The organism is Actinopolymorpha sp. B11F2 (genome assembly GCF_040195635.1).
Classification (GTDB): domain Bacteria; phylum Actinomycetota; class Actinomycetes; order Propionibacteriales; family Actinopolymorphaceae; genus Thermasporomyces.
Map to the genome: position 1 here is coordinate 61,134 of NZ_JBEFTX010000006.1, position 15,870 is coordinate 77,003.

Consider the following 15,870-nt stretch of genomic DNA (forward strand, 5'->3'; position numbering starts at 1 on the left):
TCAGCCCGCCAGCTGCGCGGCCCGCGCCGCGAGCTGCAGGAGCGGCTCCGGCATCAGGCCAAGCACCACGGTAGCCGCGACTCCGATGGCGACGGCGACCGAGGTGAACATGCTGGGGACCGCGACCGTCGGACCTTCTGCCGCTGGTTCGTTGAAGAACATCAAGACGATGACGCGTACGTAGAAGAACGCGGCGACGACGCTCGCCACCACGCCGACGACGACCAGCGGCCACGCACCGCCCTGCCAGGCAGCGCTGAACACGGCCCATTTGCCCATGAACCCGCTGGTCAACGGGATACCGGCGAACGCGAGCAGGAACAGCGCCATCACGCCCGCGACCAGCGGCGCCCGCTTGCCGAGCCCGACCCAGCGGGACAGGTGGGTCGCCTCGCCACTCGCGTCGCGGACCAGCGTGACGACCGCGAACGCACCGACCGTCGCGAAGCCGTACGCCGCGAGGTAGAAGAGGATCGCAGAGGTGTTGATCCCGATGTCGTTGCGTACGCCGACGAAGCCGACGAGCAGGAACCCGGCGTGTGCGATCGAGGAGTACGCCAGCATCCGCTTGATGTCGCTCTGCGTCAGGGCCAGGACCGCTCCGACTCCCATGGTGAGGATGGCGACGACCCAGATCATCGGCTGCCAGTCCCAGCGCGCGGCACCGAGCGCGACGTAGAACAGCCGCAGCAGCGCGCCGATCGCCGCGATCTTCGTACACGCCGCCATGAACGCGGTGATCGCCGTCGGCGCACCCTGGTAGACGTCCGGCGTCCACATGTGGAAGGGCGCCGCACCGATCTTGAACAGCAGCCCCACCGCGATGAGTGCGGTGCCGCCGAGCAGCAGCCCGTCGACGCCGACCTTGCCACCGATGGCCGCCGCGATGCCGGTGAAGCTGACCGTGCCGGCGTAGCCGTAGAGCAGGGCCATGCCGTAGAGGAAGAACGCGGAGGCGAACGCACCGAGCAGGAAGTACTTCATCGCGGCTTCCTGCGACAGCAGCCGCCGCCGGCGGGCGAGCCCGCACAGCAGGTAGAGCGGCAGCGACAGCACCTCGAGCGCAACGAACATCATCAGCAGGTCGTTCGCCGCCGGGAACAGCAGCATCCCGCCGACCGCGAAGAGGAACAGCGGGAAGACCTCGGTCTGCTCCAGCCGCCGGGCGAGGGCCTCCCGCTCCGCCTCCGTGCCCGGCAATGCCGCGGCCTGGCCGGCGAACGCCGTCACACCGCCGTCGACGGAGCGTTCGGCGACCAGAAGCAGCGAGACGATCGAGAGCACCAGGATGGTGCCCCACAGGAACAACGTGAATCCGTCCACGGCGATCGCGCCCTCCGCGGCGAGCAGCTTGCTGCCGGCGAGACCGATCGTCGACACCAGGGCCGCCACGAGCGCGGCGAGCGACAGGATCACCTGGGCGGCGTAGCGGGTCCGCCGGGGCAGGAACGCCTCCACGATCACGCTCAGGATCGCGACGCCGAAGACGATGAGCAGCGGCGCGACCTTGGCGTACTCGATCGTCGGCGTGCTGAACCCGGGTGTGGGCACAGGTGCCGCCCACCCGTGGCCAGTGGCCGAGAGAGCGGCAACCGGAGCGACGAGCTCCTGGGCGAGGCTGATCGGTGTCACTTCTCACCTTCCGAAGGAGCCGTGACGGGGTGCTCGGGCGCCGGATCCGTGACGCCGACCCGTTCCATGGTGGAGTCGACGGCCGGGGAGATCACGTCCAACGCGGGGCCCGGGAAGAGCCCGAGGCCGAGGATCAGGACGATGAGCGGTGCGACCGCGACGACCTCGCGGGGGCGGAGATCCGGCATGTTCGCCACCGCGGTCGCGGTCGGGCCGGTCATGGTGCGTTGGTAGAGGATCAGCATGTACAGCGCGGCCAGGACGATGGAGATGGTCGCGATCACGGCGGCCACCTCGTACCGCTGGAACGTGCCGGCGAGCGCCAGGAACTCGCTCACGAACGGCGCCAGGCCAGGCAGCGCCAGCCCGGACAGGCAGGCGAACAGGAACGCACCGGAGGCGACCGGTGCCACCTTGTCGACGCCACCGAAGTCGCCGATCTGCGCCGAGCCGCGCCGGGTGATGAAGTAGCCGGCGACGAGGAACAGCGCGGCAGTCGACAGGCCGTGGTTGAGCATGTAGAGCGTGGCGCCGGTCTGGGCGAGGCTCGTCATCGCGAAGATGCCGAGCACGATGACGCCGAAGTGGGACACCGAGGTGTAGGCGATCAGCCGCTTGATGTCGCGCTGCCCGATCGCGAGGACCGCGCCGTAGAGCACGCTGATCACGGCGAGCACGATTACCGCCGGCGTCGCCCACCGCGAGGCCTCCGGGAAGAGCTGGAGGCAGAACCGGATCATGCCGAAGGTCCCGATCTTGTCCAGGATCGCGACCAGCAGGACGGCGGTGCCAGGTGTCGCCTCGCGCGCGGCGTCGGGCAGCCAGGTGTGCACCGGCCACATCGGCGCCTTGATCGCGAACGCAACGAAGAAGCCGGCGAACAGCCACTTCTGCGTACCTGCGTCGATGTCGAGTTGGGTCAGGGCGCTCAGCAGGAAGGACGGCTCGCCGTTGGTCTGCGCGGCCGAGACGGCGTAGAGGCCCACGACGGCGGCGAGCATCAGCAGCCCGCCGACAAGGGAGTAGATGAGGAACTTCACAGCGGCGTAGGACCGGCGCGGCCCACCGTAGCTGCCGATCAGGAAGTAGATCGGGATGAGCGTCGCCTCGAACAACAGGTAGAAGAGGAAGACGTCCGTGGCGGCGAACACCCCGAGCGCCAGCGCCTCCAGCGTGAGCACCAGCGCGAAGAACGTCTTGACACTCCGGCTGCCGGACTCGGCGTCGTTCCATGAGGCGAGGATGACGATCGGCGTCAGCAGCGCGGTGAGCAGGAAGAGGACGAGGCCGATGCCGTCGACACCGAGTGCGTAGTAGACACCGAACGCCGGGATCCAGCGGTGCTGCTCGACGAACTGCATGCCGCCGGCCGGGTCGTACTGCACGGCGATGATGAGCGCCAGCACCAGCGTCAGCCCGGCGACCGCCGTCGCGACCTGCTTGGCCAGCAGGTCCCGGTCACGCGGGAGCAGCGCGATGAACACCGCACCCAGCGCCGGGAGCGCACAGGCGACGGTCAACCACGGCAACGTGATATCGGGAGCGACCAGGTTCACGACAACCTCACCATCACCATCGCCACCACAACCAGGGCGGCACCCCCGAACATCACGAGGGCGTACGAACGGACGAACCCGGTCTGGAACCTGCGTGCCCAACCGGAGAGCCCACCGACGAACGCGGCCACGCCGTTGACCACACCGTCGATCCCACGGTTGTCGAAGGCGACGAGACCCCGGGTGGCCTCCTGCCCGGGACGCATCAGCACGACCTCGTTGAAGGCGTCACCGTAGAGGTCCCGCCGGGCGGCGGTGGTGACCGGGGAGATCCGCGTGGGCGCGGTGACCGGGATGTCGCGGCGGGCCACGAACAGCACCGCGACGAGGACGCCGAGCAGGACGACGACGAGCGTGATGCCGATGAGCAGGGCCTCGGACAGCGGGGCCGGCAGCTCGACGTGCTGCTCACCGACGACCGGCTCGAGCCAGTGCACGATGCCGCCGCCGAGGTAGGCGAGCACCATGCCACCGACCGCGCTCAGGATCGCCAGCAGCACCAGCGGGACGGTCATGACGCCAGGCGACTCGTGCGGATGGGCGTCCTCACGCCAGCGCTTGCGGCCGAGGAACGTCATGGCCATCACCCGCGACATGTAGAACGCGGTGATGCCCGCGCCGAGCAGCGCGCACAACCCCACCCACACGTTGAAGCCGAACGCCACCTCGATGATCTTGTCCTTGCTGAAGAAGCCGGCGAACGGCGGGATCCCGATGATCGCGAGGTAGCCGACCGCGAAGGTGACGTAGGTGACCGGGAGGTACCTCCCCAGTCCGCCGTACCGACGCATGTCCACCTCGTCGTTCATGCCGTGCATCACCGAGCCGGCACCGAGGAAGAGGTCGGCCTTGAAGAACCCGTGCGTGAGCAGGTGGAAGATCGCGAACGCATAGCCGACCGGCCCGAGCCCCGCGGCCAGCATCATGTAGCCGATCTGGCTCATCGTCGACCCGGCGAGGGCCTTCTTGATGTCGTCCTTCGCGCACCCGATGATCGCGCCCATGAGCAGCGTGATCGTGCCGACGGCGACGACGGCGGTCTGGGCGATCGGTGCCTCGTTGAAGATCGCGTTGGACCTCGTGACGAGGTAGACCCCGGCCGTCACCATGGTCGCCGCGTGGATGAGCGCGGACACCGGTGTCGGGCCCTCCATCGCGTCGAGCAGCCAGGACTGCAGCGGGAACTGTGCGGACTTGCCGCACGCGCCGAGCAGCAGCAGCAGGCCGAGCGCGGTGGCGATCCCGGTGCCCGCCTCGGCGACGCCGCCGAAGACGCCGGTGAACGACGAGGTGCCGAACGTGGCGATCATCAGCATCACGGCGACCGACAGCCCGAGGTCACCGACCCGGTTGACGACGAACGCTTTCTTGGCGGCGGTGGCGGCGGAGTGCTTGTGCTGCCAGAACCCGATCAGGAGGTACGACGCGAGGCCGACACCCTCCCAGCCGATGAACAGCACGAGGAAGTCGTCGGCGAGGACCAGGACCAGCATCGCCGCGACGAACAGGTTGAGGTATCCGAAGAACCTCGACCGCCGCTCGTCGTGGGCCATGTAGCCGACCGAGTAGACGTGGATGATGCTGCCGACCCCGGTGATGAGCAGGACGAAGCACATCGACAGCTGGTCGAGCAGCAGGCTCGCCTCGACGTGGTAGCTCGCCAGCGGGATGAACGTGTAGAGCTGCTGGCTGACCGCGCGTTCCTCGGGCCCGAGCCCGAGCATCGCCGCGAACATCACCGCACCGAGCGCGAACGACGCGATCGGTGCCGCGCAGCCGAGCAGGTGCCCCCACGGGCGGGCGGCCCGCCCGGCCAGCAGGATCACCGCGGCCGAGACCGCGGGGATCGCGACGACCAGCCACAGCAGGGAGAACGCACCGGTGGCGGCCGTCGGCTCCTGCGCCAGGAGCTGGTCCTGGGCCAGGAGCACAGTGCTCACGGAGGTGGTCACGTGGGTTCGCCTCTCACCGAATCAGAACTTCAACAGGCTCGCGTCGTCGACCGAGGCCGAGCGACGGGTGCGGAAGATGGTCATGATGATCGCCAGCCCCACGACGACCTCGGCGGCCGCGACGACCATCACGAAGAACGCCACGACCTGGCCCTCGAGGTTGCCGGCCTGCCGGGCGAAGGAGACGAACGCGAGGTTCGCGGCGTTGAGCATCAGCTCGATGCACATGAAGACCACGATCGCGTTCCGCCGAGTCAGCACACCGACCGCGCCGATCGTGAACAGCAGTGCCGACAGCACGATGTAGGAAGTCGCGGTCATGGGACCTCCTTCGTCGGTCCCATGACCAAGGTGCTGTGCTGATTGATGACCTCACTGCGTTCGCTCATGGCTTCGCTCCCGTCCCGTCGGCCGAGCCGTTGTCGTCGTGGCGATCGCCTGAGTCGGCGGTGGACCCGTCGTCGGCCGCGGACTCGTTCGCCTTGCCGTTCGACGCCGACGCTCCGTCGTCGCCACCGCCAGCCCCACTGCCGCGGGTGCTACGTGGCGTGGGCGTACCGGTGTAGCGCTCGAGCCCCGGCACCTGGTGGGTGTAGCGCGACGGCTCCCGCACCGTGCCACGGGCGATGAGCACCCGCGACACCGACGACTCCGCGGCCCGCCCGTCGGGAAGCAGGGCCGGCGTGTCGACGGCGTTGTGCCGGGCGAAGGTGCCGGGTGCCGGTGCCTGGCCGGGGTGCCGGCCCTTCTCGGCATAGTCGCGGAAGCGACGCTCGGCGAGGTCCTTCTGCGACGGCTTCACTCCGATGCGTTCACGGTGGGCGAGGATCATCGCGCCCAGCGCCGCGGTGATGAGCAGCGCGCTCGTCACCTCGAACGCGAAGACGTACTTCGAGAACAGCAGCGCCGCGATGGCCGGCACGTTCCCGTCCGGCGTCGCCCCGGCGAGCCCGACCGGCTGGCCGAACGTGACACCACCGACCGCGGTGACGAGCAGGGCACCGAAGATGATCGCGCCGATGATCGCCAGCCAGCGCTGCCCGCGCAAGGTCTCGACCAGCGAGTCGGACGCGTCGACGCCGACCAGCATGAGAACGAAGAGGAACAGCATGAGGATCGCGCCGGTGTAGACGATCACCTGGACGGCGAACAGGAACGGCGCATCCTGGATCGCGTAGAGCAACGCCAGGCACATCATCACCGTCGCCAGCAGCAACGCGCTGTGCACCGCCTTGCGCGCGAGCACCATGCCCAGGGCCGCCAGCACCGCGATCGGCGCGAGCACCCAGAACGTCACGGTCATCGGGCCGCCGCCTCGCTCTCGTCCCTGGCCGGCTCGTCCGCGGCTGGTTCGGCGTCGTTCGCAGACTCCGTACGCTCCGACCAGCCCGGCAGGCCGGCCCCGCGGTAGTAGTCCTGCTCGTCGTCGCCGATCCGCATCGGGTGCGGCGGCTCCTCCATGCCGGGGAGCAGCGGGGCCAGCAGGTCCTTCTTCTCATAGATCAGGCTCGCCCGACTGTCGTCGGCGAGTTCGTACTCGTTGGTCATCGTGAGCGCCCTGGTCGGGCACGCCTCGATGCACAGGCCGCAGAAGATGCAGCGCAGGTAGTTGATCTGGTAGACGCGGCCGTAGCGCTCGCCGGGCGAGAACCGACCGCTGCCCGGGCCGCCGGTGCCCTCACCGTCGTCGGTGTTGTCCGCGCCCTCGACGTAGATCGCGTCGGCCGGGCACGCCCATGCGCACAGCTCGCACCCGATGCACTTCTCCAGCCCGTCCGGATGCCGGTTGAGCTGGTGGCGGCCGTGGAACCGGGGGGCAGTGGGCCGCTTCTCGAACGGGTACTGCTCGGTGACGGGCTTGCGGAACATCGTCCGGAAAGTCACCCCGAACCCGGCGATCGGTTCCCACAGCTGCGCCATGACGCCGCGCTGCGGCTTGTCGCTAGCCATCGCCATGCTCCTCTCGTGACGTGGCTGACTGTCCCCTACCGTCGCCCGTGGGTGCGCTCTCGTCGCCGGGCGCCCCCGCGCCCGCGGTCACCGACACGGTGGCGGGTTCGAAGCCCGGCACCTTCTGTCCAGGCATCGGCGGGACAGGGTATCCACCCGCGAACGGGTCGAACGCCGGCTGGTCGGCTTCCTCGTCCTCGCCGGCCTGTTCCTCCTCGCGCTTGGCCGCGATCCAGTCGTAGACGAACGAACCCAGCAGGACGAGCACCACGAGGCCGGCGATGGCGTAGAAGAACTGCCGCTGGTAGCCGGCGCTCAGCGTCGCGCGCGCGGTCGCGACGAAGACCGTCCAGACCAGGGCGAGCGGGATGAGGAGCTTCCAGCCGAGCTTCATGAACTGGTCGTAACGCATCCGGGGCAGCGTGCCGCGCAACCAGATGAACAGGAACATGAACGCCATGACCTTGCCGAGGAACCACAGCAGCGGCCACCAGCCCTGGTTGGCACCCTCCCACAGCGACAGCGGCCACGGCGCCCGCCAGCCGCCGAAGAACATCGTCGTCGCGAGTGCGGAGACGGTGACCATGTTGACGTACTCGGCGAGGAAGAACAGCAGGTACTTCATCGAGGAGTACTCGGTCAGGAACCCCGCGACCAGCTCACCCTCGGCCTCCGGCAGGTCGAACGGCGCCCGGTTGGTCTCACCGACCATCGCGATCATGTAGATGAGGAACGACGGCAGCAGGACGACGACGTACCAGCTCGGCAGGTCGACCGTCACGCCGAGGATGGTCGCCTGGCTGCCACCCGCCTGCGCCTCGACTATCTGCGAGGTCGACATCGACCCGGCGTAGAGGAAGACGGCGACCAGCGCGAGACCCATCGCCACTTCGTAGGAGATCATCTGCGCGGACGAACGAAGCCCGCCGAGCAGCGGGTAGGTCGAGCCGGAGGCCCAGCCGCCCAGCACGATGCCGTAGATGCCGAGCGACGCGGCCGCCAGGATCAGGAGTACGCCGACCGGCAGGTCCGTGAGCTGCAGCGGAGTGCGGTGGCCGAAGATCGACACCTCCGGACCGAGCGGGATCACCGAGAACGCCGTGAACGCCATGGCCGCGGCGATGACCGGTGCCAGGACGTAGACGACCGTGTCGATGTTCTTCGGCCGGATCGTCTCCTTCAGCGAGAGCTTGATCCCGTCGGCGAGGCTCTGAAGCAGGCCGAACTTCCCGTGCACGTTGGGACCGACCCGGTGCTGCATGCGCGCCACGACCCGGCGTTCGAACCAGATGTTGAAGATCGTGATGAGCAGCAGGAAGACCGTGATGGCACCTGCTTTGATGAGAATGATCCACCACGGGTCGTTCCCGAACGCCGACAGACCTTCGTCGCTCATGAGGTGCCCCCTTCTCCTGCGGTGACCGCCCCAGGTGCGGTGGCGTCGGTGCCGAGGGCGCCGGGCGCGAGGTTGACGACGGCACCGGTGTCGACACCGAGCTGGTCGGGTACGCCCGAGCCGGCGGAGTTGGTCGGGAGCCAAACGACCTGGTCGGGCAGGTCGGCGATCTCCAGCGGGAGGGTGATCGTTCCCCGCCCGTCCGAGACCGCGAGTCCCTGGCCCACCGCGACGCCGAGGTCCTCGGCCGTGCGGGCCGACACCCGGGCGCGGGCCGGTCGGGCGGTGCCGGCGAGATAGGGCTCACCCTCCTGCAACCGGCCCTGGTCGAGCAGCTGGTGCCAGGTCCCGAGGACGGCCTGGCCGTCACGTGGCTGGGCCGACTCGGCCGGGCCGCGCCGAGGCGGCGCCGCCCGGGTGTCGTCCCAGGCACCCAGCTCGATGAGTTCCTGGCGGGCGCCCTCGACCGTCGTGAAGCCGAGCGGGCGCCGCATTTCTTCGGCGATACCGGCGAGGACCCAGAGATCGGACTGGGTGTCGGCGTTCTCCAGCGCCTTCTCGAAGGGCCGCTCCCGGCCCTCCCAGTCGACGAAGGTGCCGGCCTTCTCCGCGACGGCCGCGACCGGGAAGACGACGGAGGCGTGCTCGGTGACCTCGCTCGGTCGCTGCTCGAGGCTGATGACGAACGACGCCTTCGCGAGCGCCACCCGCGCGGCGGCCGGGTCGGGCAGGTCCGCGACCTCGACGCCGCCGACGACCAGCGCGCCCAGCTCACCCAGACCGGCGGCGGTGAGGATGGTGGAGGTGTCGCGGCCCGGCTCGATCGGCAGGTCACCGGAACCCCAGGCGGCGCTGAGGTCGACCCGCGCGGCGGCGTCGCCCACCGGCCGGCCGCCAGGCAGGAGGTTCGGCAGGCAACCAGCGTCGACCGCGCCGCGTTCGCCCGCTCGCCGGGGCACCCAGGCCAGCCGGGCGCCGGTCGCCTCGACCAACCTGAGGGCCGCCGACAGTCCGCCGGGCACCGCGCCGAGGCGGGCGCCCACCAGGACGATCGCGCGTTCCTTCTGCAGCGCCTGCGCGCAGTTGAACCCGGCCAGGTCCAGACCGGCGCCGCCGCCGGCCAGGGCGGCCAGCACCCGCGCCTCGGTGCCCGGCGCGGACCGCAGCAGGGTGCCGTCCATCTTCCGCAGGCCGTCAGTGGTGTACGGCGCGACCGACCAGATCGCGGTGCCGTTCTTCTTCGCGGCCTTGCGGAGTCGGAGGAAGACGATCGCCGCCTCCTCCTCGGGCTCGAGACCGACGAGCAGGACCGACGCGGCGTTCTCCAGGTCGCGGTAGGTGACCCCGAGTCCGGTACCCGCGACGGCGGAGGCGAGGAAGTCGCTCTCCTCCGTCGAGTGCGGCCTCGCCCGGAAGTCGATGTCGTTGGTGCCGAGTGCGGTCCGCGCGAACTTCGCGTACGCGTAGGCGTCCTCCATCGTGACCCGGCCGCCGGGAAGGACACCGACCCGCCCGCCGGCCGCCTCGAGGCCGTCGGCCGCGACGCGGAACGCCTCGGACCACGAGGCCGGCTCCAGCTCGCCGCTCTCGGCGTCGCGGACCAGTGGGTAGGTCAGCCGGTCGGGCAGTGCGGCGTAGCGGAACGCGAAGCGTCCCTTGTCGCACACCCACTCCTCGTTGACCTCGGGCTCGTCGCCGGCGAGCCGGCGCATGACCTTGCCGCGCCGGTGGTCGGTACGAATCGCGCAGCCGCCCGCACAGTGCTCACAGACACTCGGGCTCGACACCAGGTCGAACGGACGGGACCGGAAGCGGTACTGCGCACTCGTCAGCGCACCCACCGGGCAGATCTGGATGGTGTTGCCGGAGAAGTAGCTGGAGAACGGCTCCTTCTCGTAGATGCCGACCTGCTGCAGGGCACCCCGGTCGAGCATCTCGATGAACGGGTCGCCGGCGATCTGCTGGGAGAAGCGCGTGCACCGGGCGCACAGAACGCAGCGTTCCCGGTCCAGGAGCACCTGGCTGGAGATGTTGATCGGCTTGGGATAGGTCCGCTTGACCTCGGTGAAACGCGACTCGCCGCGCCCGTTGGACATCGCCTGGTTCTGCAGCGGGCACTCGCCGCCCTTGTCGCAGACGGGGCAGTCGAGCGGGTGGTTGATCAGCAGGAACTCCATCTGCCCCTGCTGCGCCTTGTCGGCGACGGCCGATGTCAACTGGGTCTTGACGACCATGCCCTCGGCGACCGGAATCGTGCAGGACGCCTGCGGCTTCGGCATGCCGCGGCCGTTGCCCGCGTCGGGGATCTCCACCAGACACTGCCGGCACGCACCCACCGGGTCCAGCAGCGGGTGGTCGCAGAAGCGGGGGATCGCGATGCCGATCAACTCGGCCGCCCGGATCAGCAGGGTGCCCTTCGGCACGCTCACCGGGATGTCGTCGATGGTGAGCGTGACGAGGTTCTCCACCTCGGTGGAGGCATGCTCGGGCGTCTGCAGGCTCATACGGTCACTCCTGCCGGTCTTGACTCGAACAAGGTCGCCGCGGCCGGGTCGAACGGGCACCCACCCCCGGTCACGTGCGCGATGTACTCGTCTCGGAAGTACTTCACCGAGGACGTGATGGGTGAGGTCGCACCGTCGCCGAGCCCGCAGAACGACTTGCCCAGGATGTTGTCGCACAGGTCGACGAGCGTGTCGATGTCGTCCTCGCTGCCCTTGCCGTCCTCGATGCGCTGCAGGATCTGCACGAGCCACCACGTGCCCTCGCGGCACGGCGTGCACTTGCCGCACGACTCGTGCTTGTAGAACTCCGTCCAGCGCAGGACCGCCCGCACGATGCACACGGTGTCGTCGTACATCGACAGGGCGCGGGTGCCGAGCAGGCTGCCGGCCGACACCATGCCCTCGAAGTCGAGCGGGACGTCGAGGTGCTCCTTCGTGAGCATCGGCACCGACGAGCCGCCGGGCGTCCAGAACTTCAGCTCGTGCCCGGCACGGATTCCACCGGCCAACGAGAGCAGTTCGCGGAGTGTGATCCCGAGCGGACCTTCGTACTGGCCTGGGCGGCGCACGTGTCCGGACAGGGAGTAGATCACGTGGCCCTTGCTCTTCTCCGTACCCATCCCGGAGAACCACTCCGGGCCGTTGGCCACGATGCCCGGGACGCTGGCGATCGACTCGACGTTGTTGATGACGGTCGGCGAGGCGTAGAGCCCAGCCACCGCCGGGAACGGCGGGCGCAACCGCGGCTGGCCGCGTCGCCCTTCGAGCGAGTCGAGCAGCGCGGTCTCCTCACCGCAGATGTACGCACCCGCACCGGCGTGCACCACCACGTCGAGGTCGTAACCCGAACCCAGGATGTCGTGGCCGATGAAGCCCGCCTCGTAGGCCTGCTGCACCGCCTGCTGCAGCCGACGGACGACGTGCAGCACCTCACCGCGGACGTAGATGAACGCCTGCCGCGCGCGGATCGCGTACGCCGAGATGATGACGCCCTCGACCAGCGTGTGCGGGCTGGCCAGCATCAGCGGGATGTCCTTGCAGGTGCCCGGCTCGGACTCGTCGGCGTTGACCACCAGGTAGCGCGGCTTCTCACCGAGCTGCGGCAGGAAGCCCCACTTCATGCCGGTCGGGAAGCCCGCACCGCCCCGGCCGCGCAGGCCGGAGTCCTTGACCATCGTGACGACGTCGTCCGGGTCCAGCCCGAACGCCGTGCGGAGCGCGCGGTAGCCGCCCTGGTCGGAGTAGGCCTGGAGGGTCCACGCGCGATCCTGCGCCCAGTTGGCGGTCAGCACTGGTGCCAGCGGATCGGTCATCGCCGCTTCCCCTTCCTGGCATTGCCGTTGGCGGTCCCGTCACGCTTGGCGGAGTCGTGGCCCGCGTCGACCTCGGCGATCTTGGACTCCGACTCGGCCCGTTGGGTGTCGGCCTGCTCCGCTGCCCGGGTGGCGGCGGCCGGAGTCGCCGGCTGGGTCGTCATCGCGGGTGGCTCTCCGGCGCCGCCACTCGGTGCCGCCCAGCCTCGCGACTCGGCGAGCCGCAGCCCGGCGAGCGAGGCGTCGCCGGCCGTCACACCTTCGTCGGCGCGTCCGTCGGGAAAGCCGGCGAGCACCCGTTCGGCCTGCCGCCAGGTGCACACCCGCGCACCGCGGCTCGCCTGGACCTCGGTGCCGGCGCGGAGGTCGTCGACCAGCTGCCGCGCCTTCTCCGGCGTCATGTTGTCGAAGAACTCCCAGTTGACCATCACGACGGGCGCGTAGTCGCAGGCGGCGTTGCACTCGACGTGTTCGAGGGTGACCTTGCCGTCGGGCGTGGTCTCGTCGTTGCCGATGTCGAGGTGTTCCTTGAGTCCTGCGAAGATCTCGTCGCCGCCCATCACCGCGCACAGCGTGTTGGTGCAGACGCCGACGTGGTAGTCGCCGACCGGGCGGCGCTTGTACATCGTGTAGAAGGTCGCGACCGCCGCCACCTCGGCCGCGGTCAGGTCGAGCAGCTCGGCACACACCTCGATGCCCTCGGGGCTGACGTGGCCGACCTCGCTCTGCACGAGGTGCAACATCGGCAGCAGGGCAGAGCGCGCCTGCGGATAGCGCGCCATGATCTCGCGCATCTCGTTCTTCGTACGTTCGGAGATCCCGGGGTTGCCCGGGTTCTCCGTACGCGCAGTGGTCTCGGCGCTCACCGGTCCACACCACCCATCACCGGGTCGATGCTCGCCACCGCGACGATGACGTCGGCGACCATGCCGCCCTCGCACATCGCCGCCGTGGCCTGCAGGTTGACGAACGACGGGTCACGGAAGTGGGCCCGGAACGGCCGCGTGCCGCCGTCGGAGACCACGTGGCAGGCCAGCTCACCGCGCGGGCTCTCGACCGCGAAGTACGCCTGACCCGCCGGCACCCGGAACCCCTCCGTCACGAGCTTGAAGTGGTGGATCAGCGCCTCCATCGACTCGCCCATGATGTGCTTGATGTGGTCGAGGGAGTTGCCGAGCCCGTCCGGACCGAGCGCGAGCTGGCTCGGCCAGGCGATCTTCTTGTCGGCGACCATGACGGGGCCGGGGTTCGCCTCCAGGCGGTCGGTCGCCTGCTCGATGATCTTCAGACTCTCTTCCATCTCCTGCAGGCGGATCCGGAACCGGCCGTAGGAGTCGGCGGTGTCCCACGTCGCGACCTCGAAGTCGTAGGTCTCGTAACCCCAGTACGGCTGGGTCTTGCGCAGGTCCCACGGGTAGCCCGTCGCCCGAAGCGGCGGACCGCTGATACCTAGGGCCAGGCAGCCGGTGAGGTCCAGGTGCCCGACATCGCAGAGCCGGCCCTTGAAGATCGGGTTCTCGTTGCAGAGTTCGGCGTACTCCTTGAGGTGTTTCTTGAACCACGCGATCAGCTCGCGGAGCTTCTCGATCGCGTTGTCCGGCAGGTCCTGGGAGACGCCGCCGACCCGGATGTAGCCGTGGTTCATCCGCAGGCCGGTGATCAGCTCGAAGATGTCGAGCACCTTCTCGCGCTCGCGGAAGCCGATCGTCATCACCGTCAGCGCACCGATCTCCATGCCGCCGGTGGCGATCGCGACCAGGTGCGAGGAGATCCGGTTGAGCTCCATCATCAGCACCCGGATGATCTGCGCCCGCTCCGGCACGTCGTCGGTGATGCCGAGGAGCTTCTCGACCGCACCGACGTACGCCGCCTCGTTGAAGAACGGCGAGAGGTAGTCCATCCGGGTGCAGAACGTGACCCCCTGGGTCCAGTTCCGGTACTCCATGTTCTTCTCGATGCCGGTGTGGAGGTAGCCGATGCCGCACCGGGCGTCGGTCACCGTCTCACCGTCGAGCTCGAGGATCAGTCGGAGCACCCCGTGGGTCGAGGGGTGCTGCGGACCCATGTTGACGACGACCCGCTCGTCGGCGGCCTCGGCGGCACCTGCGACGACCGAGTCCCAGTCCTGACCGGTGACCGTGAAGACCTGGCCCTCGGTGGTGTCGCGGACGCTGGCGTAGGGGTCCTGCCGCGCCTCGTCGTGCGTACGGTCCTGTTGCGTGGTCATCAGGTGTATGCCCTCCGTTCGTCCGGAGGCGGAATGGTCGCGCCCTTGTACTCGACCGGGATGCCGCCGAGCGGGTAGTCCTTGCGCTGGGGGTGGCCCGGCCAGTCGTCCGGCATCTGGATCCGGGTCAGGCCGGGGTGGCCGTCGAAGACGATGCCGAAGAAGTCGTACGCCTCACGCTCGTGCCAGTCGGCCGTCGGGTAGACCTCGACCACCGAGGGGATGTGCGGGTCGGCGTCGGGGCAGGCCACCTCGAGCCGGATCCGCCGGTTGTGGGTCATCGACAGCAGGTGGTAGACCGCGTGCAGCTCCCGGTCCTTGTCGCCCGGGTAGTGCACGCCCGAGACGCCGCTGCAGAACTCGTAGCGCAGGGCGGGGTCGTCGCGGAAGTTTCGTACGACCTCGAGGATGTACTGGCGCCGGACGTAGAACGTGATCTCGCCCCGGTCGACCACGACCTTCTCGATCGCCTCGTCGAAGCTCGGGGCGCCCTCGTCACCCAGCACCTCGGCCAGCCGGCCGGCCACCTCGTCGAACCAGCCGCCGTAGGGCGGTACGGTGCCGCCGGGAAGGGCGACGGTGCGGACCAGCCGGCCGTAACCGGAGGTGTCGCCGCTGCCGCGTACACCGAAGGCGCCGCGCCGGACACCGAGGATCTCCGGCGGCGCCGGCTCGTGCTTCTCCGGCAGCCGGTCGTCGGCTGTCTCGTCCGGAACGTGGTCCGGTGTCTCAGCGCCACTCATCGGAGCAGCCCCTTCATCTCCGACGTGGGCGCGCTCTCCAGGGAGAGGCGCTCCTGCTCGGCGAGCAGTTCCTGCTTGTTGACGCCGAGCTTCTCGTTCTGGATCTTCTTGTGCAGCTTGAGGATCGCGTCGAGGAGCATCTCCGGCCGCGGTGGGCAGCCCGGCAGGTAGATGTCGACCGGGACCACGTGGTCGACGCCCTGCACGATCGCGTAGTTGTTGAACATGCCGCCGCTGGAGGCGCAGACGCCCATCGACAGCACCCACTTGGGGTCACCCATCTGGTCGTAGATCTGGCGCAGCACCGGGGCCATCTTCTGGCTCACCCGGCCGGCGACGATCATCAGGTCGGCCTGCCGCGGCGAGGCGCGGAACACCTCCATGCCGAACCGTGCCGTGTCATAGACCGGGCCACCGGTGGTCATCATCTCCATCGCGCAGCACGCCAGCCCGAATGTCGCGGGCCACAGCGACGCCTTGCGGAAGTACCCGACAAGACCCTCCACCGTGGTGAGGAGTAGCCCTGAGGGCAGCTTTTCTTCGATGCCCATGTGCGATCAACAGCTCTCTTCCGAACGACTGGATCTGGCTGGCAGA

Annotated in this window: 13 protein-coding genes; all 13 read right to left on the minus strand. The window is 69.1% G+C overall.

Annotated features, from left to right (window positions below):
* Positions 1 to 1,551: an NADH-quinone oxidoreductase subunit NuoN gene (gene nuoN, locus ABN034_RS13035; RefSeq protein WP_349691502.1), complete on the minus strand. Its 1,551-nt coding sequence runs from the start codon at positions 1,549 to 1,551 to the stop codon at positions 1 to 3.
* 77 nt (positions 1,552 to 1,628) lie between these two features.
* Entirely contained in the window at positions 1,629 to 3,167 is a 1,539-nt protein-coding gene (locus ABN034_RS13040; RefSeq protein ID WP_349330123.1) for an NADH-quinone oxidoreductase subunit M, read from the minus strand.
* 17 nt (positions 3,168 to 3,184) lie between these two features.
* Positions 3,185 to 5,053 carry an NADH-quinone oxidoreductase subunit L gene (nuoL, locus tag ABN034_RS13045; RefSeq protein ID WP_349691503.1) on the minus strand — a complete coding sequence of 623 codons (1,869 nt, stop codon included), beginning with the start codon at positions 5,051 to 5,053 and terminating at the stop codon, positions 3,185 to 3,187.
* Positions 5,054 to 5,161: 108 nt separating this feature from the next.
* Positions 5,162 to 5,461 (minus strand): NADH-quinone oxidoreductase subunit NuoK, encoded by a 300-nt coding sequence (nuoK, locus tag ABN034_RS13050; RefSeq protein ID WP_349330088.1) that lies wholly within the window; start codon positions 5,459 to 5,461, stop codon positions 5,162 to 5,164.
* Between the two features lie 64 nt (positions 5,462 to 5,525).
* Positions 5,526 to 6,443 (minus strand): NADH-quinone oxidoreductase subunit J, encoded by a 918-nt coding sequence (locus ABN034_RS13055; protein ID WP_349691269.1) that lies wholly within the window; start codon positions 6,441 to 6,443, stop codon positions 5,526 to 5,528.
* Entirely contained in the window at positions 6,440 to 7,090 is a 651-nt protein-coding gene (gene nuoI, locus ABN034_RS13060; protein WP_502877604.1) for an NADH-quinone oxidoreductase subunit NuoI, read from the minus strand. The genes ABN034_RS13055 and nuoI overlap by 4 nt, the downstream gene beginning before the upstream one ends.
* The gene (nuoH, locus tag ABN034_RS13065; protein ID WP_349691270.1) at positions 7,083 to 8,486 is read right to left on the minus strand and encodes an NADH-quinone oxidoreductase subunit NuoH; all 1,404 of its coding nucleotides are present in this window, start codon (positions 8,484 to 8,486) and stop codon (positions 7,083 to 7,085) included. The genes nuoI and nuoH overlap by 8 nt, the downstream gene beginning before the upstream one ends.
* Positions 8,483 to 10,990, minus strand: coding sequence for an NADH-quinone oxidoreductase subunit G (locus tag ABN034_RS13070; protein ID WP_349691271.1), 2,508 nt, complete (start codon positions 10,988 to 10,990; stop codon positions 8,483 to 8,485). Before ABN034_RS13070 ends, nuoH begins: the two co-directional genes overlap by 4 nt.
* Positions 10,987 to 12,303, minus strand: a complete 1,317-nt coding sequence (gene nuoF / locus ABN034_RS13075; RefSeq protein WP_349691272.1) for an NADH-quinone oxidoreductase subunit NuoF — start codon at positions 12,301 to 12,303, stop codon at positions 10,987 to 10,989. Before nuoF ends, ABN034_RS13070 begins: the two co-directional genes overlap by 4 nt.
* Positions 12,300 to 13,097: an NADH-quinone oxidoreductase subunit NuoE gene (gene nuoE / locus ABN034_RS13080; protein WP_349691504.1), complete on the minus strand. Its 798-nt coding sequence runs from the start codon at positions 13,095 to 13,097 to the stop codon at positions 12,300 to 12,302. Before nuoE ends, nuoF begins: the two co-directional genes overlap by 4 nt.
* 68 nt (positions 13,098 to 13,165) lie before the next feature.
* Positions 13,166 to 14,530, minus strand: coding sequence for an NADH-quinone oxidoreductase subunit D (locus ABN034_RS13085; RefSeq protein ID WP_349691273.1), 1,365 nt, complete (start codon positions 14,528 to 14,530; stop codon positions 13,166 to 13,168).
* Complete coding sequence (locus ABN034_RS13090) at positions 14,530 to 15,273, minus strand: NADH-quinone oxidoreductase subunit C (RefSeq protein WP_349691274.1); 744 nt, start codon at positions 15,271 to 15,273, stop codon at positions 14,530 to 14,532. Before ABN034_RS13090 ends, ABN034_RS13085 begins: the two co-directional genes overlap by 1 nt.
* A complete protein-coding gene (locus ABN034_RS13095; protein WP_349691275.1) occupies positions 15,270 to 15,824 on the minus strand; it encodes a NuoB/complex I 20 kDa subunit family protein in 555 nt (184 codons plus the stop codon). The genes ABN034_RS13090 and ABN034_RS13095 overlap by 4 nt, the downstream gene beginning before the upstream one ends.
* Positions 15,825 to 15,870: the final 46 nt, after the last annotated feature.